22 protein-coding genes are annotated in these 26,501 nt (G+C 64.0%); 2 read left to right on the top strand and 20 right to left on the bottom strand.

All coding sequences use genetic code 11. The annotated features are described in order from the left end of the window. Positions 1-33: 33 nt before the first annotated feature. The 13 genes from N4T19_RS20285 to N4T19_RS20225 form a co-directional block, all read right to left on the bottom strand. Positions 34-1,350, bottom strand: coding sequence for a nitrate regulatory protein (locus tag N4T19_RS20285; RefSeq protein WP_182345003.1), 1,317 nt, complete (start codon positions 1,348-1,350; stop codon positions 34-36). A gap of 78 nt (positions 1,351-1,428) precedes the next feature. Continuing rightward, positions 1,429-2,247 carry a M55 family metallopeptidase gene (locus N4T19_RS20280; protein ID WP_116924531.1) on the bottom strand — a complete coding sequence of 273 codons (819 nt, stop codon included), beginning with the start codon at positions 2,245-2,247 and terminating at the stop codon, positions 1,429-1,431. Between the two features lie 4 nt (positions 2,248-2,251). Next, a complete protein-coding gene (locus tag N4T19_RS20275) occupies positions 2,252-3,346 on the bottom strand; it encodes a P1 family peptidase (protein ID WP_260718876.1) in 1,095 nt (364 codons plus the stop codon). After that, complete coding sequence (locus N4T19_RS20270) at positions 3,339-4,376, bottom strand: tripartite tricarboxylate transporter substrate binding protein (protein WP_182345002.1); 1,038 nt, start codon at positions 4,374-4,376, stop codon at positions 3,339-3,341. Before N4T19_RS20270 ends, N4T19_RS20275 begins: the two co-directional genes overlap by 8 nt. A 142-nt stretch (positions 4,377-4,518) precedes the next feature. Beyond that, a complete protein-coding gene (locus tag N4T19_RS20265; protein WP_260718875.1) occupies positions 4,519-4,986 on the bottom strand; it encodes a GNAT family N-acetyltransferase in 468 nt (155 codons plus the stop codon). A gap of 57 nt (positions 4,987-5,043) precedes the next feature. Beyond that, positions 5,044-7,917 carry an Hsp70 family protein gene (locus N4T19_RS20260; RefSeq protein WP_260718874.1) on the bottom strand — a complete coding sequence of 958 codons (2,874 nt, stop codon included), beginning with the start codon at positions 7,915-7,917 and terminating at the stop codon, positions 5,044-5,046. A gap of 315 nt (positions 7,918-8,232) precedes the next feature. Then, on the bottom strand, positions 8,233-8,643 hold the full coding sequence (locus N4T19_RS20255) for a GNAT family N-acetyltransferase (protein ID WP_260718873.1): 411 nt from the start codon (positions 8,641-8,643) through the stop codon (positions 8,233-8,235). A 438-nt stretch (positions 8,644-9,081) separates the two neighbouring features. Then, positions 9,082-9,291 carry a DUF4287 domain-containing protein gene (locus N4T19_RS20250; protein ID WP_116924526.1) on the bottom strand — a complete coding sequence of 70 codons (210 nt, stop codon included), beginning with the start codon at positions 9,289-9,291 and terminating at the stop codon, positions 9,082-9,084. Between the two features lie 398 nt (positions 9,292-9,689). Then, the gene (locus N4T19_RS20245; protein WP_260718872.1) at positions 9,690-9,926 is read right to left on the bottom strand and encodes a hypothetical protein; all 237 of its coding nucleotides are present in this window, start codon (positions 9,924-9,926) and stop codon (positions 9,690-9,692) included. Between the two features lie 107 nt (positions 9,927-10,033). Further along, positions 10,034-10,525, bottom strand: a complete 492-nt coding sequence (locus tag N4T19_RS20240) for a hypothetical protein (RefSeq protein WP_260718871.1) — start codon at positions 10,523-10,525, stop codon at positions 10,034-10,036. A 90-nt stretch (positions 10,526-10,615) separates the two neighbouring features. Further along, complete coding sequence (locus N4T19_RS20235; RefSeq protein ID WP_260718870.1) at positions 10,616-11,200, bottom strand: TetR/AcrR family transcriptional regulator; 585 nt, start codon at positions 11,198-11,200, stop codon at positions 10,616-10,618. A gap of 107 nt (positions 11,201-11,307) precedes the next feature. Beyond that, the gene (locus N4T19_RS20230; protein WP_260718869.1) at positions 11,308-12,183 is read right to left on the bottom strand and encodes a DUF2071 domain-containing protein; all 876 of its coding nucleotides are present in this window, start codon (positions 12,181-12,183) and stop codon (positions 11,308-11,310) included. 196 nt (positions 12,184-12,379) lie between these two features. Next, positions 12,380-13,168, bottom strand: a complete 789-nt coding sequence (locus N4T19_RS20225) for an alpha/beta hydrolase (protein ID WP_260718868.1) — start codon at positions 13,166-13,168, stop codon at positions 12,380-12,382. A gap of 639 nt (positions 13,169-13,807) precedes the next feature. Between N4T19_RS20225 and N4T19_RS20220 the strand changes: the two genes are divergently transcribed. Next, positions 13,808-16,399 (top strand): AAA family ATPase, encoded by a 2,592-nt coding sequence (locus tag N4T19_RS20220; protein ID WP_260718867.1) that lies wholly within the window; start codon positions 13,808-13,810, stop codon positions 16,397-16,399. A gap of 163 nt (positions 16,400-16,562) precedes the next feature. Next, positions 16,563-16,898 carry a four-helix bundle copper-binding protein gene (locus tag N4T19_RS20215; RefSeq protein WP_260718866.1) on the top strand — a complete coding sequence of 112 codons (336 nt, stop codon included), beginning with the start codon at positions 16,563-16,565 and terminating at the stop codon, positions 16,896-16,898. Positions 16,899-17,032: 134 nt separating this feature from the next. On the opposite strand, the gene N4T19_RS20210 is transcribed toward N4T19_RS20215, so the two are convergent. The 7 genes from N4T19_RS20210 to N4T19_RS20180 all read right to left on the bottom strand — a co-directional run bounded on the left by N4T19_RS20210 (position 17,033) and on the right by N4T19_RS20180 (position 26,385). Next, positions 17,033-17,920: an NAD(P)H-binding protein gene (locus tag N4T19_RS20210; protein ID WP_260718865.1), complete on the bottom strand. Its 888-nt coding sequence runs from the start codon at positions 17,918-17,920 to the stop codon at positions 17,033-17,035. Next, positions 17,917-19,017: an ABC transporter substrate-binding protein gene (locus N4T19_RS20205; protein WP_260718864.1), complete on the bottom strand. Its 1,101-nt coding sequence runs from the start codon at positions 19,015-19,017 to the stop codon at positions 17,917-17,919. Before N4T19_RS20205 ends, N4T19_RS20210 begins: the two co-directional genes overlap by 4 nt. 24 nt (positions 19,018-19,041) lie before the next feature. Beyond that, positions 19,042-20,664 carry an ABC transporter substrate-binding protein gene (locus tag N4T19_RS20200; RefSeq protein WP_260718863.1) on the bottom strand — a complete coding sequence of 541 codons (1,623 nt, stop codon included), beginning with the start codon at positions 20,662-20,664 and terminating at the stop codon, positions 19,042-19,044. 32 nt (positions 20,665-20,696) lie between these two features. Next, on the bottom strand, positions 20,697-21,932 hold the full coding sequence (locus N4T19_RS20195; RefSeq protein ID WP_260718862.1) for an acyl-CoA dehydrogenase family protein: 1,236 nt from the start codon (positions 21,930-21,932) through the stop codon (positions 20,697-20,699). Continuing rightward, the gene (locus N4T19_RS20190) at positions 21,929-23,482 is read right to left on the bottom strand and encodes an amidase (RefSeq protein ID WP_260718861.1); all 1,554 of its coding nucleotides are present in this window, start codon (positions 23,480-23,482) and stop codon (positions 21,929-21,931) included. Before N4T19_RS20190 ends, N4T19_RS20195 begins: the two co-directional genes overlap by 4 nt. Beyond that, the gene (locus N4T19_RS20185; protein WP_182344991.1) at positions 23,479-25,068 is read right to left on the bottom strand and encodes an ABC transporter substrate-binding protein; all 1,590 of its coding nucleotides are present in this window, start codon (positions 25,066-25,068) and stop codon (positions 23,479-23,481) included. The genes N4T19_RS20190 and N4T19_RS20185 overlap by 4 nt, the downstream gene beginning before the upstream one ends. A 132-nt stretch (positions 25,069-25,200) precedes the next feature. Continuing rightward, the gene (locus N4T19_RS20180; RefSeq protein ID WP_260718860.1) at positions 25,201-26,385 is read right to left on the bottom strand and encodes an LLM class flavin-dependent oxidoreductase; all 1,185 of its coding nucleotides are present in this window, start codon (positions 26,383-26,385) and stop codon (positions 25,201-25,203) included. Between the last annotated feature and the right edge of the window lie 116 nt (positions 26,386-26,501).

Below are 26,501 nucleotides of genomic sequence, written 5' to 3'. Positions count from 1 at the left end.
GCTGCCATGCTTTGGTGCGCGGGCGGAAAGCTGCTAGCGCTCAGCTGCAGCAGGGCCTGCGGGCGCTGCAGGGGCTTGGGGCACCAAGGCCGCCATCGCCAGCACGGCCTCGGCCACCTCCAGCATGCGCTTGTTCTGGTTCATCGCCGTCTGGCGCAGCAGCTGGTAGGCATCGCTCTCGCTGAGCTGGTGCTGGGCCATCAGCAGACCCTTGGCGCGCTCCAGGGTCTTGCGCTCGTGCAGCGCAGTGCGCGCCTCCTGGATCTGGCTCTGCATGGTCTGCAGCCGCTGCGATTGCTGCTGCACCAGCGACAGGATATCGCGCCCCAGCGCCGGCGCGCCCACGGCATCGAGCGACCAGGTATCGGGCGGTGCCGAGGCCTCAAAAAAGGCCATGCCGGCTTCGCTGCCCTCAGCGCCCTCTGCGCCCTCTTGGGCAGGTTCAGCGCCCGGTGGCAACGCCTGCAAGGCCGCCAGCGCTTGTTCCTGCGCCTGCAGCTTGTGCAGGCACAGCACCTGCAGCTCCTGCGCGACCAAGGTCTCCACCCCATGCAAGGCATCGAGCCGGTGGCTGCAGGCGGCAAACCAGTCGGCGCTCCAGCTGCGGCTCAGGCTCGATCCGCTCGCGGTATGGGCCACGCGGCGCATGCGCTCCACCGCCGCCATGTCGGTGTCGCCCGCCATATGGGCCTGCCACAGCACCAGCACGCGCGGCGTGGCCAGGCTGGCAAACACCTCAAAACAGCGCTCCTGCGACTCGATCAAATGCAGCCACTGCGCCCGGGCACTGGGCTGCAGCTGGCCTGAGGCAAAGGCGCTGGTGCCGCAGGCGCGCTCCTGCCCGGCCAGCTCCTTGCCCTGCATCAGGTGAAACAGGGCCACCAGCATGCGCGATATCTCGGGCTCATTGGCGCTGTCGGCCGCCTCAAACACGACGGACAGACAGCCGGCAATCAGGCGCGCAAAGGCGTCGGTACAGGCGGAGGGCGTGAGCCGCCCGGCCTGCACCTGGGCGCGCAGCGCAGGCAGCGCCGCCACGCCTTGCAAGGTATAGGCAATCGCATTGCACAGCCGCGCGCCGCTGCCGCCGGAGGGGTGTGGGCCCAGGCGATCGAGCTCATCGCGCACGTGGGCGATCTGCGCATCCGCCAGCAGGCGCTGGGGCGCCAGCAGCTCGGCGCCCTGCGCGCCGCCGCTGGCCAGCACCATGTTCGACAGCCCGCGCTCCTTTTGCAGCGCATGCACCAGCGAGGACATCGCTACCACCAGCGAGCAGGCCTTACCCAGCTGCTCCAGCGCGGCCATCTCATGCTGGCGAGCAGCGACCAGAAAATGCAGGGAAGACTTCATAAACGCGCACCACCGATGTTGAGCGCTCTACCCAGCAGGTTTCATGCCATGCCAGCCGGAGGCCTGCCCCAGCGCCGCTCAGCGCAGCATGCTGGACATGGCCGAGAGGCAATTGGTCATGCGCACCGCCGATTCGATGTCCGGCGCGCTAAAACGTACCGTGCGGCCATCGACCCGCTCCAGCGTCGGCCACTGGCAGAACAGATCGGCCATGCCGGGCGAGGTGGCGACAATCTGCACCTGCACCGGGCTGGCGGTGTGCAGTGGCTGGCAGCGCCCGCGCCCGGCCAGGCCCTGCTCCACCCCGGCGCGGATGGCTTTTTGCGCCTGCTCAGGCGAGAGGCTGATGCCGCTGCCCTGGCCGGTGGCGCGCTTGGTTTGTACAAACACCGCCTGCGGGAAGATCGCCTGGTTCTCCTCGCGCAGCACATCATCGCCAGCCAGCATCACCACCGGCGCGCCATAGGCGCCTGCCAAGGCGCCGTAAAGGCTGGCCTCGCTGGCCTCCTGCCCATTGATATGGATGCTGGCAAACGCAAAGCTGTTGATCGTGTGGGCCAGAATGCCCCGGCCCTGCGCGCGTGAGTGGTAGCCGACCATGCAGACCGCTTCCACCCCCAGCTCCACGCCAGCGACCATGCTCAGGTAGCGCGGTTTGCCCTGGATGACCTGGGCGCGCGCATCGAGCAGATCGGGCGGCATATTGCGAAAGCCGCCATGCGAGTCATTGACATAGACCTCGAGCGCGCCAGCGGCAAAAGCGCCTTCGACGGCGGCATTGGCCTCCTGGGCCATCAGGCGGCGCGCGCGCTCATACTCGGGGTTGCCCGCTCGCACCTGCTCGGGGTGGTAGACACCGGCCACGCCTTCGATATCGACAGAAATCAGTACTTTCATCGCCTCAGTCCTTGCACAGTTCTTGCAGACCCCAACGCTGGTGGCCGTCACGCCCTTGCACGCTCTGCGCATGCCACAGCGCATTCAAAATCGATTGCTCCACCGCATCCGCCGCCGCGCGGAACAGCGGGTCGAGCTGCGCCTCATGCAGCATCGCCAGCGCCGGCATCGGCGCGGCCGCATCGGCCGGCACGGTGTAGGCGGTCGAGAACGCCAGCGCAATATCGCCGCTGCCGTGGCCGTAGCAGGATCCCGTATTGGCCAGGCCGGCAGCGGCACGCCGCGCCACGCGGCTGAGCTGGCGGCTGTCCAGCGGCGCATCGGTGGCCAGCAGCATGATGATGCTGCCTTTGTCGACGCCATCGCCCGCTGCGCTGCCAGCTGGTATGCCCGCCGCCAGCTTGGCCTGCAGACGCCGCTCCAGCGCCGCGCCCACCGCCTGGCCGCCCCAGCGCAGATCGGCCAGCTTGCCCATATTGGCCAGCACCAGCGCGCCCACGGTATAGCGCTGCTCGCCCAGTGTGACCAGGCGCGATGCGCTGCCGATGCCGCCCTTGAGCTGAAAGCTCGACATGCCCCGGCCCGCGCCCACCGCGCCCTGCACTACTTCGGGTGAGGCTCTGTCCAGCGCCGCCTGGTAGTGTTCCGGCCCCACTGCCATGCGCTGGATATCGCTCAGGTAACCGTCATTGCATTCCAGCACCAGCGCATTCACCGTCGGCAGGCTGCGGCCGCATTCGGGGTTGGCGGCAATGCACTGCGCAATCTGCGCCTGCACCACGGCCGAGACGCCAAAGGTGTTGGTCAGCGCAATCGGCGTTTCAATCTGGCCCAGCTCGGCCAGTTGCACCAGGCCGGCGCTTTTGCCAAAGCCATTGATAACGGCCAGGCCCGCTGGCAATTTGTGCATAAAGGGGTTGTCCAGCGGCGGTATCAGCACGGTTACCCCTGTCTGCAGATCGCCATCGGCCACCGTGCAGTGCCCCAGGCGCAGGCCCGCCACATCGGTGATCGCATTGCGCGGGCCCGCAGGCAGCAGGCCGACCACGGGCAGTTGCTGGCAGGCGGCCAGCGGCGCCGAGTCTTGGGGTTCAGTCAATGTGCGCTCCCGAGTCCTGCACCACCTGCTTCCAGTAGGCCAGCTCGGCCGGCAGGCTGGCCTTGAAGCTCTGCGGCGTGGACACCACCGATTCGGCGCCCAAGGTCTTCAGGCGCTCGGTCATCACCGGCGTGGCCAGCACCTTGGTGATGGCGGCATGCAGGCGCACGACGACGGTCTCGGGCGTGCCGGCCGGCGCAAACAGCCCATACCAGCTGGTAACAGCCAGGCCCTTGCCCAGTGGCACGATCTCGGGCGCGAGCTGCGTGGGCTTGTCCGAGGCCACGCCCAGCACCCGCAGCTTGCCGCTGCTGACAAAGGGCATCACGCCGGGAAAGCTGCCAAAGGTCATCGGCAGCTGGCCGGCCACCACATCGGTGGCAGCGGCCGAGGCGCCCTTGTAGGGCACATGCAGCAGGTCCACACCCTTTTGCTTTTTCAGCATCTCGCCCAGCAAATGGTTCAAGGTGCCATTGCCGGCCGATGCGTACTCGACCTTGCCGGGGTGCTGCTTGGCATAGGCCACCAGTTCGTCCAGGTTCTTGGCCGGAAAATTCGGGTTCACCACCAGCAAATACGGGGCGACTGCCAGCTGCATCACCGGCGTGAAATCCTTGATCGGGTCAAACGGCACCGAGCTGTAGAGCGCCGGGTTGATCGTGTAGGCGCTTTGCGCGGTCACCAAAAAGGTGTAGCCATCGGCCGCGCTGCGCGCCACCTGGCTGGTGCCCACATTGCCATTGGCCCCTGCCCGGTTCTCCACAATCACCGGCTGCCCCAGCGACTGGCCCAGGCCCTGCGCAATCGCGCGGGCAATCACATCATTGGCACCGCCGGGCGCCTGGGGCACCACAAAGGTGATGGGCTTGCTCGGCCAGTTGGCGGTGCTGGCCTGTGCCCAGGCCTGGGGAGCGCCCACCGCTGCCCATGCCAGCGCAGCCGTTGCCGCCAGCAGCACACGCCGTTTGCCTGCGGTGCCGGCACGCCATGCGCCCTGCGCTTTGTGGTGATGGGGGTTTTGTTGTTGCATGGCCGGGGCACTCCTTGGATTGGCTTTGTCGGTAAATGGCGACATTGTTGCATTGCGCAGCCGGCCCGCTGCGCACTGGGCCCTGGCTATCGCCAACCAAGAGCCCATCCTGCTCGGATGGCGAAGGCCAGCCGCGCCCGCCCTACTGCGGCGGCCTGGCGACAAAGGCCTGCTTGCTGCTGCCGTCAAAACCGGCATTGGCATAAAAGCGCAGGGTCGCCTCTTCCTTGCTGCCGGTCATCAGCATCACCTTGTAGCAGTGCTGGGCCCAGGCCCGGTCCAGCACCGCATGCAGCAAGGCCTTGCCGTAGCCGCGTTGGCGATGGCCGCCATCGGTGACCACATTCTCGATCAGCCCATAAGGGCGGCAGCCGCGCGTGAGGTTGGGAATCACGACGAGCAGGCAGCTGCTGACCAGCTGTGCATCGACAAAACCACCCAAATAGTGGTTGCGTGGGTCTTCCAGCAAGCCTTGCCAAATGGCCTGCACTTGGTCCTGCGCTGGCAGCGCCTCATCCTGCGGATGAAGATGGGTGTAGAGCTGCAGCAGCGCCGTCAGGTCAGACAGGGCCAGCGGACGAATGACCAAGGGGGAAGAAGGATGGGACATCACAAAGGCTCAGAAATGGGAGGCGATGCTGCATCCTAAGCGCTTTCCCGGCTAGGCCTACAGCAGCACCAACCCCGGCGGCAGGCTGTCGCCCAGGCTGCGCTGCTGGTCTTCGGCATCCATCTCCACCACCTGGCTCACCATCGTGATCCAGCGCTCGGGCGCGCCGCTACTGCGCATCTTGTCCAGCACGTCCGAGCGCAGCGCATCGGGCAGATCGCGGGCGCGGTCGCCGGTCATGCGCGCCATCTGCAGCGCAGCAAACATGGCGGTCTCGTTGCGGCGCCAGTCCTGGGCCAGCGTGGCCTGCACAAATTCCTGGGCTGCGGCAGGCGGCATCACCAAGTGCGCATTGGCGGCCATTGGCTGGCGGGCGGCCAGGCGGCCAATGGCCCACCAGGTCTGCACGGTTTCGCCCTCGCGCTTCAAGCGCTGCAGCATCCACTGGCCCATCTCCTGGCGGTACTGCCAGGGGACAGCCTCCATCGCGGCAAACAGGCGCAGCATGTCGTCATAGCTGCCATGGCTACTCTTGCCGCCACTGCCATCGGCGCGCTTGCGGGCGGTTTGCTGCACGGCCTTTTGCATGTGGCCGGCCACATCTTCGAGCAGCTCCATCTGCTGCGCTTCATTCAGCCCGGCAGCAACGCGGCGCCAGAACACCCACCATTCCGTCCAGTTGCCCGGCTCCTTGCCATGGCCCAGGCCTTGCGGGTACAGCGCCCAGACCTGCTCCACGCGCCAGGCATCGAGCTGCGCGCCCAGGCCCGGGCGCAGGCACCAGCCGGCCAGGTTCAGCCAGGCGCGCTCATGCTCGGGTGTGCGGCGGCGGCGCTTGGCACGCGCCAGCAGCGCATCAAACATGGCCCGCAGCAGGGCCAGGTCCCAGCTCGTGCGCGGGCCCAAGAGCCGCTCCAGCACCAGGCGCAGCTGGCGTACTTCCTTGGCGTCCACCGCCTGCGCCTGGTTGCCAAAAATGCGGTCGATCTGCGCAATCGCCTGCTCCCGGCGCGCGCTGGCCCGTGCATCGTCGGCACTGTCATTGGTGGCTGCGCTGTCATCCGCTGCCTGCACGGCGCCGCGCAGGCTGAGTGGCAGCAGCCAGGATTGGCGGGGGTCATCGACGGCCAGGCAGCGCACCTCCAAGGTGCCGACTTCGGTCATGCTGGCTTGCAGCTGCACCTCGATCTGGCTCTTGTTCTGGCCTTCGGGCGCGGGCAGCACGGTGGCGAGCGGTGGCAGCTCTACCCAACCCTCCCCCTGCAACGCTGCCAGCTGCCCGGCCTGGGCCGGCAGGCTGGGCAGGCTGTTGGCCAGCAGGTCAAAGCGCACCGCCTGGCCCAGCTTGAGCGCAAAGCGCCGGCCCGACAGAACGATTCGCACGCCTTCCTGCGTGCCGCGTGGCAGCAGGCACAGACCCTGGGGCGCTGCGCCTTGGGCACCGGGCAGCAGCAGCCAGTAGCTGCGGGCCGATCCGCCACCAATCTGCGGCAAACGGCTGCGCAGGCTGGCCGCAGGCGGCGCTGCTGCATCGTCAGTTGCGGGCATTGCTACAGCTGGCTCAGGCTCGGGCGCAAAACGGGTCAGGCCATAGGCGGCCGCGCCCCGGGCCACGGCCCAATCCGGGTGCGGGTTGTGCAGCACGCGCACCGGCGCGCCGCGCCAGGCTGACAACTGCTGCGTCAGCCGCTCCACCACCGCATGCGCATGGAACACGCCGCCATTGAGCAGCACGGTATCGGGCAGCGCCTGCGCCGCGCCACTGCTCGCATGCTGCGCCAAGAACTGCGCGAGGTGCCGGGTGATGGCCGCATCGGCCGGATAGGGCAGGCCAAAGCCGCGCAAGGCGCCCTGGCGTTTGCCGGGCACCGCGCTGCGCTCGGCCAGCGGCAAAAATCCTTCAACCACCCATTGCTGCACCTGGGCGCGGCTCAGGTGGGCGGTCTTGCTTTGCGCCAGCAGCCGGCTGCCGCCGCCCAGCAGGGTCACCGCCACCTGCTCGGGCGCATCGGCGGCCAGCAACTGCTCCTTGGCGATGCGGCAGCGATGCACCAGCTGCGCAAAACGGGCAGCGGGCAGGCGCTGGCCCTCGGGTGCAAACTGGGGTTCGAGCTGATGCGCCAGGGCCAGGTCCATGTTGTCGCCGCCCAGCATCAGGTGCTCGCCCACGGCAGTGCGCGTCAGGCTGGGCAGGCCGCCATCGGCAGCGGACTCGACCTGGATCAAGGTCAGGTCGGTCGTGCCTCCACCCACATCGACCACCAGCACCAACCGGCTGTCCGCCAGCCGTGCGGCCAGCTGCTCCCCCTGCAGCACCAGCCAGTCGTGGAAAGCGGCCTTGGGCTCTTCGAGCAAATGCACCTGGGGCAGGCCCGCCAGCTGGGCGGCCTCCAGGGTCAGCGCACGCGCGCCCTCGTCAAACGAGGCCGGCACCGTCAGCACCACGATCTGCGCGTCCAGCGGCGCCTCTGGATGCGCCTGCTCCCAGGCCGCCTTGACATGGGCCAGGTAGGAGGCCGATGCCGCTAGCGGCGATATCTTGGCGACCTCGTCACCCGCGCCCCAGGGCAGGATGGCCGCGCTGCGGTCCACCCCCGTGTGCGACAGCCAGCTTTTGGCGCTCGCCACCAGGCGGTTGGGCACTGCTGTGCCCAAATCCCGGGCCCAGCGCCCCACCACTGCGGGCGCTGCATCGCTCGCGCCTTGTGGCGGCCAGGGCTGCTGCCAGGCATCACCCAGCTCGCCGGCTGCCGCCTGGTAGCGCACCGAGGGCAATAGCGTTTGGGCCTGTATCTCCCCCGCGCTGCTGCGCTGGGGAATGGTCAGCAGCGCAATCTCGTCCCCCGTCCCCGTCAGTGGTGCATAGGCCACCACCGTGTGGCTGGTGCCCAGATCAATACCAATGACATAAGAGGGAGACGAAGAATTCATAAACGGCCAAGCGAGACGGCAACACCCGGCAAAGGCCTGCCGGGTAGGCGAATCGTAACAATTCTTGCAAAGACCTGGGGGGCCTCTGCAGAACCCTGACTTATGGGATGGGCGCGGATCGGGATGTGCCGCCACGGGGGCCGCGCAGGGAGAGGCGGAGATCAGTGCGGTGAAGGCTGATGGCGTGGGGGCTCAATCCCCGTAGCCCTATGGGTTGCTTCTGACGGTCTCTGAACGATCCGATGCTGCCGCTCAGCCTATTCCGTAGCTGGAATTCGACTTATCCCGAAATAGGATTGTGGAAATGGCATTGATTTAAGGACGCTTGAAAAGAATAGTCATTTCAGCCAGCGGAACTTTGTAGCCACAAGCTTTAAAAAAGTGCTTCGCCTCACCCAGGGCTTTGATATAAATTGGCACGCCCGGCCATTGCTTTTCGACTACCTCAAGCATCGCCCGCCCAACTCCATGACCCTGAAACTGGTTGTGTACGATCAATACACCGAGCATGGTGCTAAAAGCTCCGTCGCTGAAAGCAGACAAATATCCGATGAGCAGTCCTGAAGTTTCACGAGCATGAACAACCAAGGGGTATGCAGCATTGGAGACAACGAACAATTTGCTGTCCTCTTCGCTTCCCCAACCAACAGAGCGAGCGATTTGCGCATACTCTTCAGCAGTGACGTCTTTATTTGTTGAGACACGAAAATCAAAAGAATCATTCATATCTTGAATGCAAGCTGAGTGGCTAGGCCAAATATCAACGCACGCAGATGAGCATGATCTCCAGCGGAAAACGCTTGCGTTTGATCACTGGCTTGAGGGTTTCTGGCGTGGGCTGTGCGCAGGATTTCATCACATCATCCGACCAGTCGTGGCTTACTGCGACATAACCATGACGCCTTCCTAGTAGGAGCTCGTTACTGTGGAAGTAAACAAATGATTGAACGGCAGCAACTGGCCGGATGCACCCGTGCCCGCAACGCTTGGCCTCATTCCCCTTTTGGCACAATTAACGCCTCTTGGAGCTGCTCCATCCGCATATGGCTGGGTCCATAGGCTCAAGCTCGGTAGCGAGTGCGGCATAAGCAGTGGCGCGATGCATGTGTGGTGGAAGTGTCCGTTTGTGGCCCAGATGCAGCCTGGGGCAGGTTTCTAGTCGTGCTACTTCTTCATGAGGAACGCTGCAACCAGGGCGTTCGCGTGCCCATGACCGATCTGGTGCTGGGTCTTGAGGCAATTGACCAGCTCCATGTGCTTCAACGGACCCGCATTCTGAAGAATCTCCATCCAATGCGTTATTGGCTTGGCGTAGGTCTTTTCGATGGAAGGAAAGTAAGAGGCAGGTCCTTTTACCTTGGATGTCTCGGCCATGGAGTGCTCCTTTGAAGGGTGAGGATAGTGTCCCCGTGCAATGCCTAGTTCGGCATTCTGACTGAGTTGCGGGCCCCTGCCTAGATAACGAAGTTTGGCCAGTTTCTGCCGCAGGGGCGAAGAGCCGCTCCTGGCTGGCCGTAGACACGCTGAGCGTCTATTCGGCCACCCTTTCCGCTTAAATTTTCACCATGTGCACAGTCCGTGGGGAATGCGCTGAAAACGGTTGCGCGAGGGTCCGCGCATCATCGGGTGTTTTATCCTTGTGATGTGCACCAGGAACCATGCAGCAGGAGTTCGACCCGGCACCGACAGCAAGGCACCGTTCCCAATCCATAGCCAGCCATTGGCAAGCCAGACGGGCAACGCAGCCGCCCGCCCATCCCGCATCATCCCCCTCAAGCGGCCACCGCCAGTGCGCTCAGCGCCTCCGCCAAAAAGCGCTCCGTCGTCCACGCCTCGCGCACCAGCACCTGGCGCGCCGTGGCCGTCACCGCAGCCGCATACCCCGCGCGCAACTGCGCAAACTCGCCATGCAGCTGGGCGATAAAGGGGTCGGGCGCCGCTGCAGCCCTGAACCTGCGCGGCAGCGGTGATCGGCCGGCCCTGCAGACGCGATGTGATCTCGGCCACACGCAGCGCGCTGGGCTGGTGAGAGAGCAGTAACAGCCGACCGATGCCAACGAGGGCCTGCCTATCGCAAGTCAAGCAAGACAAGCAAGGCAAAAAATGCGCTGCCTATTCAGCGCTTGCGTTGTGACCGCATCCACCACATTTGCCATGCGGCTCCCACCACAAAAATCGCCAGCCAAGCGAGCACCGTGCCGCGCACCAAAAGCGATTCAGGGCCTGAGGCCAGGGGATGGCTGACCGGCAGACGCGTCAAGGTTTCGCCGATGGCAGGCACCAGCAGCAGAAAGAAGCTGAACGAAAACCCGAACTGCGACAGGTAAGGAGCCAGGCGAGGGAACAGCGGCAGCTGCCGGATGAGCAATGACCCGCCGATCACCAACAGCGCCAGAATGCCCAAGGCATGGCCGGCGTTGAATCCTCCGGTGCTGGACAGACCGAACGCCGTCAGCACCGACAGCAGCAAGCCGACCAGGTACAGCTGACCCGAGCGCTTGGCCGGCTCAATGGCGCGGTAGCGGATAAAACTGTACAAGCCGACAGCGAGCGGCAGCACACTGATGGCGGTATGGAAGGCGCCAAGCGTGGAGATGGGATGAGGCATGGGGTGGTCTTTCTAAAAACAACCGACTAGTTGATTGGTTATATGGGTAAAAAATAGAGGGCCCGACACCCTGGGTGATCGGGCCATTCTTCAAACGGCCAGCCGATGTATCGCCGCGCGCACGATCGTCTGGAAAGCATCGGGATCACCCAAGGCGCGGGCCGTCAGCATGGCGCCGTGCACGGTGGACATCAAGGCGAGCGCTTCTACCGGCGCATTCGCTTCTGGCTTGAACTGCGCTTTGGCCTGGCCTCGCGAGATCACCGCTGCCAGCCACTCGGTCAGATCCTGGAAATAGCCGCGCACTTCCGCCGCTATGTCTGACGGGATCATCGGCGCTTCCGCGGCCAGCATCGCGCAGATGCACATCGTCGATGAACCGTCGCGTATGCAGCGCGCCCAGTAATCGACATAAGCGCTCAATTGGGCTTGTGGGTCATCGCCCAAATGCTGCTGCATCGCTGCCAAGCCCTCCACAGATTGCTGCCGATGCCGTTGAACCACCGTCAACACAAGATCCGCCTTGCTGGGGAAGTGGTGGTGGATGCTGGCCTTTCCTATCCCTACCTTTTCAGAGAGATCCGCATAGCTGAAGCCGTTATAGCCGCCAGCGGCCAGCAATTGGCGGGCATGTTCTGCCAATTCAGTGGCGCGGGGGGAGAGTTCAACAGTCATCGGGTGGGCAGCTAGCGCTTTCAAAGATGAGCCATTCTACTAGTTGATCGGTTAGCGTCAAGCCTCTTTGGCTGTTGGCCGAGCCACGCTGTCGCAGCAGCCCTAGCTCACACAGAAGCGCGTAAAAGCCGTTCGGACAAGGCAGAAAAGCGCACGCTGGGCAGCAGAAAGCAGAGCGCCTCCGGGTCCGCATCCAGCCTCTGCAGCACAGGGCAGTCCAGGGTTTGCGTGTCCAGCAGCAAGGGCTGCACCGAGGCGACATCCACCGACAAGTCAATTGTGGCCAAGGCCGACCTGCCAGGGGCGCCCTCCACTGTTGGCACCTCCACCACCGCAGCGTCCTGGGAGGCCAAGCGAACGATCGCATCCGACCAGCCACTGAACATCCCGGACCAGGGAGGCGACAAAACGGCCTCCCCTGCCCTCACCGCCCTCGCCGCCAATCTTGGCGCGCTGCCATCGCCGGGCGCGATGTCGACAATGGCCTCATCAGCGTTCACGCGCAAATCAAAGCTTGCTGGCCAATGGGATGGCAAGGCATCACTGAACAGGCGCGTCCCGGCCACGTGAGCGAGGCTGTCCATCACGTTGTAGACAAAGGCGACGGTGGGAATGGGCGGCGCATCAGCCAGCGGCTCCGCCAAGTACAGGCGCCAGTTGCTCTGCAACGGCGAAGGCATAACGCGCCTCAGGGGCCCCATCCACCGAGGACCAAAATGGCCATGCCGATAGGTCAGCACCGTAAGAGGCGTGCGGCCTTGGTAAGACCAGAGGCGCGCGCCCGGTGGGGCAAACGGTGCGGCCAGGGCTTCGTCCACCAGCCATGTCATGTAGACCACATCCACCACATCGCTGTCCAAGGTCATGAAGGGCAGACGAGACATAAGGGCTCGCCGATAGCTGGCAAAGCGACGCGAATTGAGCAACTTGGCCAGGCCATTGCCAAACCTGCCGTTGTACGGGTGTGTGTAGAGGTGATGCATGGAAGCGGTAGTCAGCAGCGCTGGCTGGCACCGTTGCGCGGTGATGGCTAAAGGCCGGTTCTGGCCGAAAGCGCCATATTAGCGCCAGCAGCCCGTCACCATGCGACTCCCGCCACGATGGAGCAACCTAGGGACCGGCTGCTAAGCAAGTCTGTCGCCGCGACACAACCGGCCACGGCTGCTATCACTTGAGAGGTCATTGCACCCGTTTCGGATCCCCGCGTACAAAGTCCAGCACCGTCGGCAGTACCGGGGCTAGCCAGTCCAGCGGCCGGGCCAGGGCGGCGACGGTCGTCACGTGGCTGAGGTGGTCAAAGATCCGTATATCCACGTCGGTACCGGCAGCCCGTAAGCGGTTTGCCAGGCCGACGGTGTTGCGCTGCGTGTCCACCACCTTGTCGTTGCGTGCGGCCAGCAGCAGGGTGCGGGGGGCCTTGGCGTCGGCGTAGAAGATGGGCTGGGAATCGGCCGGGGTGTGCGGCCAGTTAAAAGCCACCTGCACCTTGGGGTCCACAATCGGCAAAAAGTCGTAGGGCCCGGCCAGCCCAATCCAGCCCGCAAGCCGATCGGGAGTCAGGCCCAGAGGCGTCAGCCAACGCGGGTCCAGCGCCAGCATCGCTGCGTTGTAGGCCCCAGCCGAATGGCCCATCACCATCACCCGCGAAGGGTCGCCACCCAGGCTGGCGGCGTGCGCGAAAGTCCACTGCAGCGCCAAGGCGCAATCGCCCAGAAAGCCCTCGTACTGCACCTGGGGGCTCAGCCGGTAGTCAGCTACTACAGCGATGATGCCGTTGGCAGCCAGCGCTTCGCCGACAAACCGGTACTCGGCCCGCTCGCCACTCGTCCAGTTGCCGCCGTAAAAAAACAGCACCACCGGTGCATGGCCGGGCGACGTGCCTGTCGCTGGCTGGTACACATCCAGCAGATGCCTCGGATCGGGCCCATAGCGCACGCCTGTGGGGCCGTGGTAGGTGTCATGTGCCACCAAGTGGTCCAGTACTTGGGCACCAGAACACCCGGACAGCAGCGCTGCGATGGCGGAACCGATGCCGAGGAGGCTCAGACGGCGACTCATGGGGGTGGAAAGTTTAGAAGAAATGGGCATGTGCGCTATACGCCGCTATACGTCTTTTGGATTCATTCCCTAAAGTGTGCGGAACGCCCTGCCAGGGGCAGATGTTTCAAGCAGTCATTTCCCGTAGTCTGCGTTGAAGCTAGGTTCTACGCCTTTCAGCCGTCATCGGAAACCTATGTAGGCCGAATGACTGCTTTGGAAGGGGTTGAAGTGGTGCTGTCGACCCAATACGCACGCTCGTCGATTTAGGCTCCCAATGACAGGAAACTGAGACGAGCGGACAGAGAGCCCAACTTTTGTCACCAAGTCTGAAGTGAGCTGGCGACCGTACCGGGTTAAGTGCCTGTCGCGGCTAAAAGTCGACGCTTGACACCTAGTCGTCTTCGGCAAAAGTCGAATACTTTTACTAAAAATTACGCTCGCATAGAATGGAAACATTTGACCACTAACCCGCGCTTGACCGCATAACCGATAAAAACCTCTCGGAGAATGAGTATGTCCAAGTCTCTAGTCGAATTGAAACGTTTCTTGACTAAATCGGCTCCGGCTATGTCTGAAAACGAGAAAAGGCTGGCCAACCTGATTTTGGAGGGATTTGACGAAATCGCTGCGGTTGGAACGGCTGGAGGACGACGCGGAAAAGTGTTGGCGAAATTGATCGTCGAAAAGGGGAACGCAGCTCTTCCCGCACTAGAAATTGTGGCCGACGAAGCAACTGCAAAGGAGGGAGAGGTCGTTCGGCTTATCAAAGTAGAAGTCGAGCATTTTCGTGGTTTTTCCGAGAAGCACACTTTTGAATTCAAAAACCCGTACACGTTCATCTACGGGCCAAACGGGACGGGGAAGTCAAGCCTATGCGAGGCGCTTGAATACGGACTGCTTGGCTCGATCCACGAAGCAGACTCCAAGCGGATCCCCGTCGCGGACTACATCAGGAACGCAGCATCGAGGAAGTCTTCGCAACCTGTTCTGTTCGGAGACACAGCGAAGGAGAAGGGGGTCGTAGTGAGAGCAGATCCCCGAAGTTTCGAATTCTGCTTCATCGAGAAGAACCGAATCGACGGATTCGCGCGGGTGGCAGCCAATACTCCGGCCGCCCAGCAGGCACGGTTGGCGGCGCTGTTTGGTTTAGAAGAGTTCAACGGCTTCGCAACGCAGTTCAACGAGAGTCTTGACCCTTACCTGGACTGCGTCGGAAAAAAGGGGAAGGATATCGCGGACCTAGCGAAGGGCATTGCCGGACACAAGTCGATCCTCGAAGGCCTACCAGTGAAAACCCAAGCCGCCGAAACGCGAGTAGCCGCACTTCTCGCAAAATATTCGGATTGCAAGGATATTGAGGAAATCAAGGTAACTCTAACCGGCTCTGAAGGTAACGGGGGCAAGCAAAAGGCGAATAACACCGAAATCGGCCGCCTACAAAACCTTAAAACGGCCGCTGATCCTGGGACGGACGGCATCCTAACTGACGCAGAAGGACTGCTACGGCTTATCAAAGAGAAGGTGGAATCAGAAGAGTTCCTCGGTCAATACAAGGACCAACTCTCCCTTCGGGACCTTTATGGTGCGATTCTGGGGAACCGTGAAAGGTTCGAGAACGAGTGTCCCGCGTGCGCCTCTGAGCTCTACCGCGACGGTCGACTCGCAGTTCCCGTCGATCCGTACGATAACGCGGCGGAAAAGCTGAAGCAATTCGATGCAGCCCTTAGGGCCGAAAGTCGGATCAAGGAAATCCGAGGGACCCTCAACCTTGGATGGCGGGACTTGCTTTCGAAAATCGTCAAGCTTCCAGCTTCCGCCGCGGCTGTCGGGTTTGTCGGAGCGCTTGAGGTTGGCTCGTTCAGCGCCGACGCGTCCAACTCCAAGGAGGCGGCAGGCATCGAAGCCTTCCTCCGAGCCGTGCCGGCAAAGCGCGAGCTCCTTCAGGCCCTGAAAGACGCGACCACGACCCATAACGAAAAGATCGAACAATCCAAGGCCGCGATCATTAAGCTCGAGGACGAAAACCTTGCGATCTCCAGGGACCTCGCGGAGATCGTGACCATCTCGACTCTTGTCGCTGCAAATGCGAAGAGCGAAGCGGACGCGACTCAGGCTATTGAGAAGTTCAACCGGGAGAACGAGGAGCTAATCAAGGAGGCGGAAGCCGAGAAACCGGGAGTCGCAAGAAACCTGAGATACAGCATCGCTTACGACTCTTTCCGCGCGAAGCTCCTCGCCTACAACGCCGAATTGCCCTTGGCTTTGGCCGCAGATCTTAATGAGAAAACTCTTAAGTTCTACAACGAGATCAACAAGAATGACCACCCTTCCGACAGGCTCAAGTCCCTGAGGCTACCGACGGCCGCTGGGGAGAAAATAGCGATTGAGTTCGAGAACGGGGATAGGTGCGACGCGCTTCAGGTTCTTAGCGAAGGTCACATTAGGTGCCTCGGGCTCGCGATCCTGCTGGCTAAGATTACTAGGGACTCCCTCCCGTTCCTGATATTTGACGATGTCGTGAACTCTATCGACGACGAGCATCGAGGCGCGATCATCGACCTTATCTTGAATCCAGAGGAGCTCGGCAATAGGCAACTCATCGTCACGACCCACGGTGAGGATTTCGTAAAGCGCCTCGAGAACGCCGTGCCGATGAAGAAGTACAAGGAAACGGTGACCCGAATCGACTTCCTTCAGCCGCTCGCAGCAAAGAAGATCACCGTAAAGCTCGATTCTCCTCGCCACTACCTTGTTGTGGCGAACGGAAGCTACGAAGAAGGACGCGTGCGCGACTCACTGAGTTACGTCCGAAAGGCCTTTGAAGAAGAACTCAACCGTCTCTGGAAAAAGATCTCAAATAAAGGGCTGTCTGCGCAGATAAGTGTTGGCATGAGGGGGCCTGGAGACCCGGACCTCATGAGCCTGGCGATTGGGCTCCACAAGTTTCTCGGCAGGAAGGACGTCGCTGTGTTCCAAGAAACCATGCCCCACCTGGGTGAGATGATTGGACTCGGCCAGAAGTACCCAATCGAGTGGAACTGCATGAACAAGGGCACCCATGAAGAGGAACGAAAGGAAGAGTTCGACGCCGTGGTTGTTCGGCGCATGCTCGAAACCGTCGTCAAGCTTGATGAGGCGATCGAGGCTCCGGAGGCCTGAGGCGGCCTCCGGACCAAGGACATGCTTGCCAAGCACCCCTAAATCCAAAGTAGAAGCCTAGCGCAGACGCATGCCGAACTGGATATAGGGAAATGAACGCGTCACTCCTACAGCTTCAGCTGCACACAAGCCGTACAACAAGGTTTTGCAACAGGAGACTGTGATGACCACCACCGCCAACCCTTATCAGGCCTGTATTGATGCATGCAACGCCTGCGTGATTGCGTGCAACGAATGCTTTGCAGGCTGCCTCAAAGAGGACGATCCTAAAATGATGGCACGCTGCATGGCGCTGGATGTCGATTGCGCAGCCATCTGCTCGCTCGCCGTGGGTGCCATGGCACGCAATAGCGAAATGGCGAAACACTTCTGCAGGCTATGCAGCGAGATCTGCCTCGCCTGCGCGAACGAGTGCGCCCATCACCAGCATGACCATTGCGTGCGATGTGCAGAAGCCTGCAGGGCCTGTTCCAAGGCCTGCTTGGCAATGGTCAACTGACAAGGCGGCGCCAGATGCCAAGCAGGTCTGCACCTGCCCGCTGATTGAACAGCATCCCCACAAGTTGGATATCCGTCCAACCGATGGGGTGACGTTAATGCACACCGGGCACTGCCGGCTCACTGCGCTCCCCCTCAAGCCGTCACAGCCAAAGCCCCCAGTTCCTCCCCCAAAAAACCCTCCACCGTCCGCGCCTCCCGCCCCAGCACCTGCCCCACCGTCGCAGTCACCGCAGCCGCATGCCCCGCGCGCATCAGCGCAAAAAACTCGCCATGCACCTGCGCAATAAACGGGTCGACAGCCGCTGCTGATACGGGAGCGGCAGCGGTAATGGACCGGCCCAACAGGCGCGATGCGATCTCGGCCAGTTTTTGTGGGCGCAGCGCCTGGCTGCCGGTCAATACCCAGGGGCCGGGCGCGCCCAGGCGCTGCTGGGCGGCTTCGGGGTTCAGCAGCCCCTCCACGGCCACATCGGCAATATCGCGGGCATCGATATAGGAGACACCTGCGCCCAGGTGCTGGGAGCGGAGCACATCGCCGCTGCGCAGGTCAGCCGCAATGCGCGACAGGCCCACCTGCATCCAGGCGTTGGGGCGCAGCACAACATGGGAGATGCCGCTGGCCTGTAGGCCCTGTTCGATGCGGCCGTGGGCATCGCCGGACAGCGAATGGCCAGGCGGCTCAATGGTCCAGTCCGAGCCGGAGAGCTTGACGATGTGCTGCACATCGGCAGCGCGCGCGGCTTCGACCACACGTAGTTGCTGCTCGGCCAGTGCCGGGCTGATCGGGGAGAGCAGGAAGAGACGCTCAATGCCGACGAGGGCCTGGCCCAAGGCGGCCGCATCCTCAAAACTGCCCTGCGCTATCTCGACGGTATCGCCCCACAGCGCCTGCGCAGTAGCGGCATGGCGCACGAACACCCGGGGCCGTGCTTGCCGGGCCAGCAGGCGCGGCACCAGCAGCTGGCCCAGGCGGCCGCTCGCGCCGCAGACCAGCACGCGGGGGTGCGGGTGCGCAGTCATGCCCGCAGCGCCTCTGGCTGCGCCGCGCTTTGCGCAGGCGCATTCTCGGCCAGCAAACGGTTCAGCGGCCGGGCATCGACCCAGTCGGTGACCGAGAAATCGGCCGGCAAAAAGCCCCATTCCAGCAAGAAGTCCTTGAAGTAGCCGATCGCATCGACCAGCTCGGGCTCCAGGCTGATGCCCAGGTGCTGGTGCAGATCAGCGCCATTGGAGGCCAGGATGGCCTCTTCGCTGGTGGCGATCTCGCGGGCCACAAAGCGCAGGGTCTCGTCGGGATGGGCCTGGGCCCAGCGGCCGGCGCGCTGCACCACGCGCAGCAGCGCCAGCACCAGGTCCGGACGCTGGTCGGCCAGTGCGGCGTCCACCGTCAAGGTGCGCGGTGTGCCATTGTTGATGCGCACGCGCGGGTCGGGGTGGCGGCCAAATTCGCTCACCAGCTGCGCGCCAATCAGGTTGGCCACCAAGAGTCCCTCGGCGCCTTTGACAAAGATCGCATCGACCTCGCCGCGCACCAGGGCATCGGCCTCGCGGAAATACGGGTGGCGGCGGCGCAGCCCAAACATGCTGGGCGTGCCATGCTGCTGGATCACCGACTCCTCGATCACCAGATCGACCAGCTGCACATCGCTGTGCTGCAGGCCCACCAGCGACAGGCCCGAGACCAGGCCCTTGAGGGCGGTGGCGCGGTGGAAGTCGATCAGGTCATTGACGCGCTGGGGCACGCCAAAGCGCTTGCCCGCCAGGTCCTCGGGCTTGTCGATGCCCCGGCCCGGCAAGGTCACCAGCGCCTGGAACTCGTCCGTCCAGGTAATGGCGACCAGGCGTGTATCGCTGCCCTTGGCGCGCGCCCAGATCGGCGGAATATTGCCGCCCTGGCGGAAGGACCAGGGCAGGCGGTGGTCGAAATGGCTCTCGCGCACACTGCGGTCCTTGGAGTCAAAGATGGACTCGACCCCAATGCCCAGCGCCGCAAAGGCCTGTTGCAGCCAGCCGTGTTGCGCGGCAATGCCCAGTGGCGACGGCACCGGGCAGCGGGTGTACCAAAGGGAGCTGGGTTGTTGACCTTGTACGTTCGATGTTTCGGAAAGGCTTGTCATCGGTTTCTCCTTGGGGGAACGGGATCAGGACGCGGCCAGCCAGACGCCGGCCAGGTTGCCGGCCACGCCGTCTGCGCCCACGGTGTGGTTGCGCACGCGTTTGTCGGCAATGGTGTAGATGTCGGGGGCGACCAGGGTGATGTCGGGCAGGTCGGTAGCGATGTGTTTCTGGAACTCGGCCACCTCGCGGATGCGCTGGGCCTCGTTCATCTCGACGGCGGCGGACTCCAGCAGGCGGTCCACCTCAGGGCTGGCGTAGTGCGAGCCGTTGGAGAATGGCAGCCCGCGCTGAAAGCTCTTGGACCAGTACAGGCGCTGGATTCCCACCGTCGGGTCAAAGGTGTTGCTCATCGCGCTCACATGCAGGTCAAAGGCGCGGTCGGTGTAGATGCGCTTGATGTAGGTGGCAAAGTCCTGGCTGTTGATCTGCACATCGATGCCGATGCGCCCCAAGGCCTGCTTGAGGAAGTCACCCGTGCGCTGGCCGCCCTCGTTGGGGATGGGGGTCAGGTTCAAGCGCGCGCGCCACTGGCCGCCGGCCTTGCCGCGCGTGAGGCCCGCGTCGTCCAGCAGCTTCTCGGCACGCTTGAGGTCATAGGGCAGCACCGGCAGATCGGGCACATAGAACTTTTTCAGCGCCGGGTGCACCGGCCCGGTGGTCAGCTTGCCCTGGCCGTACCAGGCCACCTTGAGCAGGTTCTCGCGCTGCAGCGCGTGGGCAATGGCCTGGCGCACGCGCAGGTCCTTGAGCAGCTCGCTCTCCAGGTTGAACTCCAGCCGGTAGACGCTGTTGATGTACTCGTAGCCCCGCGTCTCGAACTGCAGGCCCGGCTTGGCGCGCAGGCGCTCCACCTCGGCAAAAGGCACCGGCGAGCTGGGCGCAATCTGCACCTGGCCGCTTTCGATGGCCGCCGTGCGCGCGGCGGCATCGGGGATAAAGCGCACCACCAGGCGGTCGATATAGGGCTTGTCGCCATCCCAGTAATGGGGGTTGCGCTCGTAGATCACATGGCTGCCGCGTACCCATTCCTTGAACACAAAGGGGCCCGTGCCCACCGGCGCATTGTTGGACGGGTTGGTATCGGCCCGGCCGCTGGAATAGAGGTGCTTGGGCACGATGGGCGACTCTGAGGCCGCCAGTGCCGTGATCAGGTAGGGGATGGGGCGGCTCAGCTGCAGCACCACGGTGTGCGCGTCGGGCGCCTGCACCTCCGCCACGCCCGCAAAGGTGGCGCGGCCCCGGGGGTGGAACTCCTTGAGCAAGGCAATCGAGTGCACCACATCGGCCGAGGTAAAAGGCTTGCCGTCATGCCATTTGACGCCCTGGCGCAGCTGAAAGCGGTAGACCAGGCCATCGGGGCTGATCGACCAGGCAACAGCCAGCTGCGGCTGCGGGTTGAGGTTGAAGTCATAGGTCAGCAGCCCCTCGGTGACCTTGCCCGAGATCGTCACCGACGAGCCGGCGGTGTGCGCAATCGTCGTCAGGGTTGGCGGCTCGGGAAAGAGCAGCAGGTTCAGGGTGCCGCCTTTTTGCGGCTTGTCCTGCGCCCAGGCCAGGCTGGGAACTGCCGTGCCGATGCCGGAGGCAGCAGCGGCCAGCATAAAGTGGCGGCGCGTGGCGAGCGAGAAATCGGAATCAATAGACATGCGAGGTACCAAGGGTAAAAACAGGGCGGCGCTCAGGCAGCGGCCTGGTGCCGTTGCAAGGCCGCGCGGCCGGTGTTGCTGCGGATCAGGCTGTTGGCCGGTGAATGGATCTGGCTGCACAGCACATTGCGCAGATGGCGCTCCAGCGGATTGCGCCGCGCCAGGCCGTGGTTACCGGCCAGCTCCAGCGCCAGCTGCACCACGCGCAGCGCGTTGTCCACCGCCACATGCTTGGCCACGGCAACCAGGCCATCGGGGGCCGTGCCGCTGTCGTAGGCGCGGGCATGGCTGTCCAGCAGCCAGTCGCTGGTCTGCAGCAATACCTCGATCTCGCCAAACTTTTCCTGCACAGTGGCGAGCGACGCCAGGTTGGCACCGCCCAGCGCGCTGGGGCGGCGCTGGTTCAAAAAAGCGCCCAGCCAGTCGCGGGCTGAGCGCGCCGCGCCGTCATAGACCGTTGCCACCAGGCTGAAGTACCAGGCAATGCCATGGGCCTCGCGCTGCAGGCCCAGGCTGGCTGGGCGCAGGCCGACCGCATGGTGGTCGGGCACCCAGGCGCCGTCGAGCACCAGGTCCTGGCTTGCGGTAGCGCGCATGCCCAGCGGGTTCCAGGTATCGACCAGGCGCGCACCGGCCGTGCCTCGGGGCAGCACAAAACTGCCCAGGCGCGGCTCGGGCTCATCAGTCACCGCCAGCACGCTGATCCAGGCCAGCAGCGGGCCGCCGGTCACATAGACCTTGTGGCCGCTCAGCTGCCAGCCACCGGCCACGCGCCTGGCCCGCGCCGCTGGCAGGCCGCCGTGCGAGGGGGAGCCCAGCTCCGGCTCCACCTGGGCGGCGTTGAGCAAGGCGGGGCCTTGCAGGCTGGCTGCGATCAGCTCGTCCGCCAGCGCTGGCGGCCACTCGCCCTGCCCCGCGCGCTGCGAGCGGGCAATCGCCGCATGGTTGCTGTAGTGCATCGCCAAAATCAAAGCGACTGCCGGGTCGCCCTGGGCAATGGCTCCCACCACTGCACGCGCGCTGGCCAGGCCGGCGCCATGGCCACCGGCCTCGCGGGCAATGGTCAGCCGCAGCAAGTCGGCCTGGTGCAGCAGCGCAAACTGCGGCGCCGGTGCAGCGCCGCTGGCATCATGCGCCTCCGCCAGTGCGGCCAGCTCGCCGATCAGCGCCTGGGCGCGGGCCAGCAAGCTGGCCTCGTCCAGCGCCGGGCCTGGGGCGGTGGTGGCCGTGTCCAATGGCGGCTGCAGCACTTGCAGCACGGCGCTCATGCATCCCCCTGCGCATAGCGGGGCGGCACCACAAAGCCGCCCTGGGCCTGCTCCCAGGCATGGGCAAAGGCAATCGTGGTGCGGTCTTCCAGATAGGGGCCGACCACCTGGGCGCTGATCGGCAGGCCGTCATCGTCCAGCCCGACCGGAAAGCTGGTCGCAGGCAGGCCTGGCAGCACCGGCAAACCGGCCCAGTAAAACAGCTCGCGAAAGCCGATCTCGCGCACCCCATCGGCATAGGCCACGGGAAAGCGGCGCTCCTCCTTGTGGCCCTGCTGCTGGTGCGCAAAAGTGGGCGTCGGTGCCACGGGGGTCAGCACCACGTCATAGTCCTGGAACAGCTGCTCCCACTGGTGGCTCAGCGCATGGCGGTGCTCGTTGTCCTGCAGCCAGGTGGCATGGGGCAGGCTGGGCGCGCGCAGCAAGGCGGCCTCGGCGCTGCGGTCGTCGGGCTCCAGCTCGGCCAGGCGCTGCTGCTGCGCCTCGGTCAACGGGGCCGCGTTAGCCACCGACGAGCCCAGCAGGCTGCGGTAGGTGCGGTGCTGCTCGCTCAGATCAGGGCGCTGCGCAGGCGGCAGATCGCGCCACTGCGTGGTCTGCACGCCCTGGGCCTGCAAGGCGCTGACGACGCGCGCGATCACCAGCTGCTCGGACAGGCTCGCCTCCTGGCCCGGCCAGGCATCCAGCACCAGCACCCGAAAATCCTGCAGCCGCTGGTGGCGCGGTGGCGGCAGACTCGCCTGCCAGCCCTTGGCCTGCAGCGGATCAAGGTTAAGCAGCTGCTCCAGCGCCAGCTCCAGGTCGAGCGCAGTGCGCGCCAGCGGCCCGGCCACCGACAGATCACGCGCGCTAAAGCGCCCTTGCGGCGCGCCGGTGCCGCGCATCGAGATCAGCCCATAGCTGGTCTTGTGGCCAAACACGCCGTTGAAGTGCGCGGGGATGCGCACCGACCCACCAATATCCGTGCCCAGCTCCAGCGCGACAAAGCCGGCCGCCACGGCCGCCGCGCTGCCGCCCGATGAGCCGCCCGGTGTGCGCTGCAGATCCCAGGGGTTGCTGCTGCTGCCGTACACGGCGTTGTAGCTTTGCAGATCGCTCAGCGCCAGCGGCACATTGCTCTTGCCGATCAGCACCGCCCCCGCCGCGCGCAAGGCCGCGACTGCCGGCGCATCCTGCCGGGCGATATTGCTGCGGTAGTCCGGGTTGCCCACGGTGGTGGGCAGGCCGGCGACATCAAAGTTCTCCTTCACCGTGATCGGCAGGCCCAGCAATGGCTTGCGCTCGCCCCGCTGCAAGGCGGCGTCTGCCGCCTGGGCATCGCGCCGGGCTTGCTCTATCGCCCGCACCGGGATCGCATTGAGCTCGCCATCATGGCGTTCGATGCGGGCCAGCGCCTGCTCCAGCAGCTCGACCGCGCTGACGCGGCCATCGGCCAGCGCTTGCAACTGCGCACGGGCGCTGGCAAAGGCCAGGCTGGCGGCAATGCCGGGCGACGCTACTGCGCTCTCGCTCAGGGTGGTTTCGTTGGGAAAGTCGATGGTCGTCGTCATTTGCTAGCCTCCAGCCACAGGTCAGAAAAATCTCCAGACGTCAGGTCAATGCTGTTGTTGAGCCCATGCACCCGCGTGCTGTGTACCCGCAGCGCAGAGGGCACGGTGGCGATCGGGTAGACGGGGAGATCACGGCCAACGATCTGCTGAATCTCGCGGAACTGCGCGGCACGCTTGGCCTCGTCGACCTCGACAGCGGCCTGGCGGAACAGGTTGTCGACCTGTGGGTTGTTGTAATGCGAGGCGTTGATCCAGATCAGCGGGTTCTTGATGCCGTCGGACCAGTAGATGCGCTGCACGCCGACCGATGGATCAAACAAGCGGCCCAGGCCATTGAGGTTCAGGTCAAACTCACGCGCGGTGTAGGCGCGCTTCAAAAAGGTGGGCAGGTCGCCGTCCAGAATGTCCACCTTGATGCCCACGCGGTTGAGCGCCGAGCGCAGGTACTCGGCAGTCTGTTTGAACTGCGCGCCCGGGATGTAGGTGAGCTTGAGCGCAAAGCGTTGGCCATTGGCCTGGCGCGGGTAGCCGGCGCTGTCGAGCAGCTGGTTGGCGCGGGCCACATCAAAGCCGTAGTTGAACTCGCTGTCGTCGTAGTAGGCGCCCAGCACCTTGGGGATGGGCGAGTTCACCAGCTCGGCCTGCTTGTAGTAGACGTTGTTGACGATGAAATTGCGGTCCACCGCATGGGCAATCGCATGGCGCACCTGGGGCTTGGACAGCACCGGGTTCTCGACGTTGAACTCCAGGAAGGAGGCATTGTTCAGGAACGCGTCATAGCTGGCGTCAAGCTTGAGCGTGGGCTTTTGCAGCAAGCGGCCCAGGTCGGCCAAGGCCAGGTTCTGCGCCACATCGGCCTCGCCGGTTTCGATGGCGGCCGAGATGGCAGCAGGGTCACGTACAAAGCGGATCACCACCCGGTCCACATGGGGCACACCCGGGCGCCAGTAGTGGGGGTTGCGCTTGAGGATCACATGGCTGCCACGCACCCACTGCTCAAAGATGAAGGGGCCCGTGCCCACTGGCGCATTGGCGTTGGGGCTGCCCAGCGGGTCGCCATCGCCATAGCGGTGCGCCGGCACGATGGGCAGCTCGGCCGATGACAGCGACTTGAGCAAAAACGGCGCGGGCTTGGACAGCACCAGCACCGCCGTGTGCGCATCGGGCGTATCGACCCGCTCCAGGTTCTGCAAGGTGATACGGCCGCGCGGGCCGAGCTTCTTCTGGGTCAGGAAGGAATAGCGCACATCGGCCGAGCTGAAGTCGCGCCCATCATGGAACTTGACGCCCTCGCGCAGCTTGAAGCGGTACTGCAGGCCATCGGGGCTGACCGTCCAGGATGTTGCCAGCAAGGGCTGGGGCTGGAACTTGGCGTCATAACGCAGCAGGCCTTCGGTGATCTTGGCGCTGACATCGCGGTTGTCGGTCTTGGTGTCGAGAAAGGACACCAGCGAGGTCGGCTCTTGCGCGACCACGGACGTGACGGTGCCGCCCTTGACGGGCGTGGCCGGCGCCTGGGCGTTGGCAGCCCCAAAGCTGCTGGCAGCCAGCAGGCCCCAGGCCAGGTTTTTGTAGAGAGTTCGCATGGGCAATGGTCCAGGAGAAAAGGCGCAGACAAGGCGCGGGTAGCACGCAAAAGCGCAAAGTAAAAACGGGAGGGACGGAGAAAGTCTGTGGATAAGTGCGGTGCACAGTGCAGTGCAGCGCAGGTGCTGCGGCTAGAAGCGCAGACCCGCCTGCTTCATCAGCGGCAAAATGCGGTCGCCAAAAAACTCCAGATCCGGCTTGAAGTCGAAGAAGCTCAGCTGCAGCCCATCGATGCCGGCGCGCTTGAGCTGCACAAACTGCTCGACCACCTGCTCGGGCGTGCCGATCACTTCGATATTGCCGCCGATGGCGCGGCGCTTGGGGGCATCAAGGGCGGTGCGGCCGCGCCAGGCATGGGCATCGCTCTTCAAGCTGCTAAAGCCCTCGGGCGTGCGCTGGTCCTGGTGGGCGACGATGGCATCGTGGTAGGCCCAGGTCTCAGCCTCGGTATCGCGGCTGATGACCATGGGGTTGAGCAAGGTGCGCACCGTGCGGCCGGCATTGCGCGCCTCTTGCTTGACGCGGGCGGCATGGGCGGGCAGCACCTCGATGGCTCGGGCAAAGTCCGATGCGCCGGGACTGGTGATAAAGACCAGGTCCGAATGCCTGGCTGCAAAGGCAATGCCGGCGTCCGAGCCGGTGGCATTGACCAGCGCGGGCCGGCCAAAGCGCGGCTTGGGGCTGACAAAACCGCCGCCCAGCTTCCAGGGCGAGATGCCTTCAAACGAGTAGTTCTCGTCGTAAGACCACAGGCGCTGCACCACCTCGATGAACTCCGAGGCCAGGTCATAGCGACGGTCATGCTCGATCTGGTCCCAGCCAAACATCCTGTGCTCCACCTCGCGGTGGCCGGTGACGATATTGATGCCCCAGCGCCCGCCCGAGATATGGTCCAGCGTAGCCCCCCACTTGGCCAGGTGCAGCGGGTGCAACGGGCCGTAGAGCACATGGATGGTCGAGATCAGCATGATGCGCCTCGTGACCGAGGTCAGCGCCGCCGTGGTGGCAAAGGAGTCCAGCGCATCGCCATTGAACACCCCGCCATAGCCGCCCTTGGGCAGCCACTGCGACAGCGCAAACACCAGATCGAAGCCGAGGTTCTCGGCCTTCAGCACCAGGTCCTTGTTGTAGTCAAAGCGCCAGTCGGTGCTGCGCGGCAAGGTGGAGGCACTCCAGCCTCCTGCCTGGATCGGCAGAAACAGGCCCAGCAGAATCGGCTGCGCAAAAGCCTGCGACAGGGGGCTGTCCGGAAAATCCAGCGGTGAGGCGAATGTCTCTCTATCAGCGAGTTTTTCCAGCGGTATTGCAGAGTTCATGGGGCGGCCAAGGTTGTCAATACAAAGGAAGCCGAACCAGCCTTGAGATAACCAGCTATTCAGCATCCGCATTGGCTTGAATAATCCCATGAATCACCACCCCGCTCTTGCGCCGA

This window comes from Comamonas squillarum (assembly GCF_025309455.1).
Classification (GTDB): Bacteria; Pseudomonadota; Gammaproteobacteria; order Burkholderiales; family Burkholderiaceae_C; genus Comamonas; species Comamonas squillarum.
The sequence above is the reverse complement of the archived record's forward strand: the minus strand, read 5'-3'. Positions and strand labels throughout refer to the sequence as shown.

Bases quoted from the DNA above. Each gene is read 5' to 3' on its own strand.
- N4T19_RS20285 (WP_182345003.1), bottom strand. From the start codon at position 1,350: ATGAAGTCTTCCCTGCATTTTCTGGTCGCTGCTCGCCAGCATGAGATG.
- N4T19_RS20280 (WP_116924531.1), bottom strand. From the start codon at position 2,247: ATGAAAGTACTGATTTCTGTCGATATCGAAGGCGTGGCCGGTGTCTAC.
- N4T19_RS20270 (WP_182345002.1), bottom strand. From the start codon at position 4,376: ATGCAACAACAAAACCCCCATCACCACAAAGCGCAGGGCGCATGGCGT.
- N4T19_RS20265 (WP_260718875.1), bottom strand. From the start codon at position 4,986: ATGTCCCATCCTTCTTCCCCCTTGGTCATTCGTCCGCTGGCCCTGTCT.
- N4T19_RS20260 (WP_260718874.1), bottom strand. From the start codon at position 7,917: ATGAATTCTTCGTCTCCCTCTTATGTCATTGGTATTGATCTGGGCACC.
- N4T19_RS20255 (WP_260718873.1), bottom strand. From the start codon at position 8,643: ATGAATGATTCTTTTGATTTTCGTGTCTCAACAAATAAAGACGTCACT.
- N4T19_RS20250 (WP_116924526.1), bottom strand. From the start codon at position 9,291: ATGGCCGAGACATCCAAGGTAAAAGGACCTGCCTCTTACTTTCCTTCC.
- N4T19_RS20240 (WP_260718871.1), bottom strand. From the start codon at position 10,525: ATGCCTCATCCCATCTCCACGCTTGGCGCCTTCCATACCGCCATCAGT.
- N4T19_RS20235 (WP_260718870.1), bottom strand. From the start codon at position 11,200: ATGACTGTTGAACTCTCCCCCCGCGCCACTGAATTGGCAGAACATGCC.
- N4T19_RS20230 (WP_260718869.1), bottom strand. From the start codon at position 12,183: ATGCATCACCTCTACACACACCCGTACAACGGCAGGTTTGGCAATGGC.
- N4T19_RS20220 (WP_260718867.1), top strand. From the start codon at position 13,808: ATGTCTGAAAACGAGAAAAGGCTGGCCAACCTGATTTTGGAGGGATTT.
- N4T19_RS20215 (WP_260718866.1), top strand. From the start codon at position 16,563: ATGACCACCACCGCCAACCCTTATCAGGCCTGTATTGATGCATGCAAC.
- N4T19_RS20210 (WP_260718865.1), bottom strand. From the start codon at position 17,920: ATGACTGCGCACCCGCACCCCCGCGTGCTGGTCTGCGGCGCGAGCGGC.
- N4T19_RS20205 (WP_260718864.1), bottom strand. From the start codon at position 19,017: ATGACAAGCCTTTCCGAAACATCGAACGTACAAGGTCAACAACCCAGC.
- N4T19_RS20200 (WP_260718863.1), bottom strand. From the start codon at position 20,664: ATGTCTATTGATTCCGATTTCTCGCTCGCCACGCGCCGCCACTTTATG.
- N4T19_RS20195 (WP_260718862.1), bottom strand. From the start codon at position 21,932: ATGAGCGCCGTGCTGCAAGTGCTGCAGCCGCCATTGGACACGGCCACC.
- N4T19_RS20190 (WP_260718861.1), bottom strand. From the start codon at position 23,482: ATGACGACGACCATCGACTTTCCCAACGAAACCACCCTGAGCGAGAGC.
- N4T19_RS20185 (WP_182344991.1), bottom strand. From the start codon at position 25,068: ATGCGAACTCTCTACAAAAACCTGGCCTGGGGCCTGCTGGCTGCCAGC.
- N4T19_RS20180 (WP_260718860.1), bottom strand. From the start codon at position 26,385: ATGAACTCTGCAATACCGCTGGAAAAACTCGCTGATAGAGAGACATTC.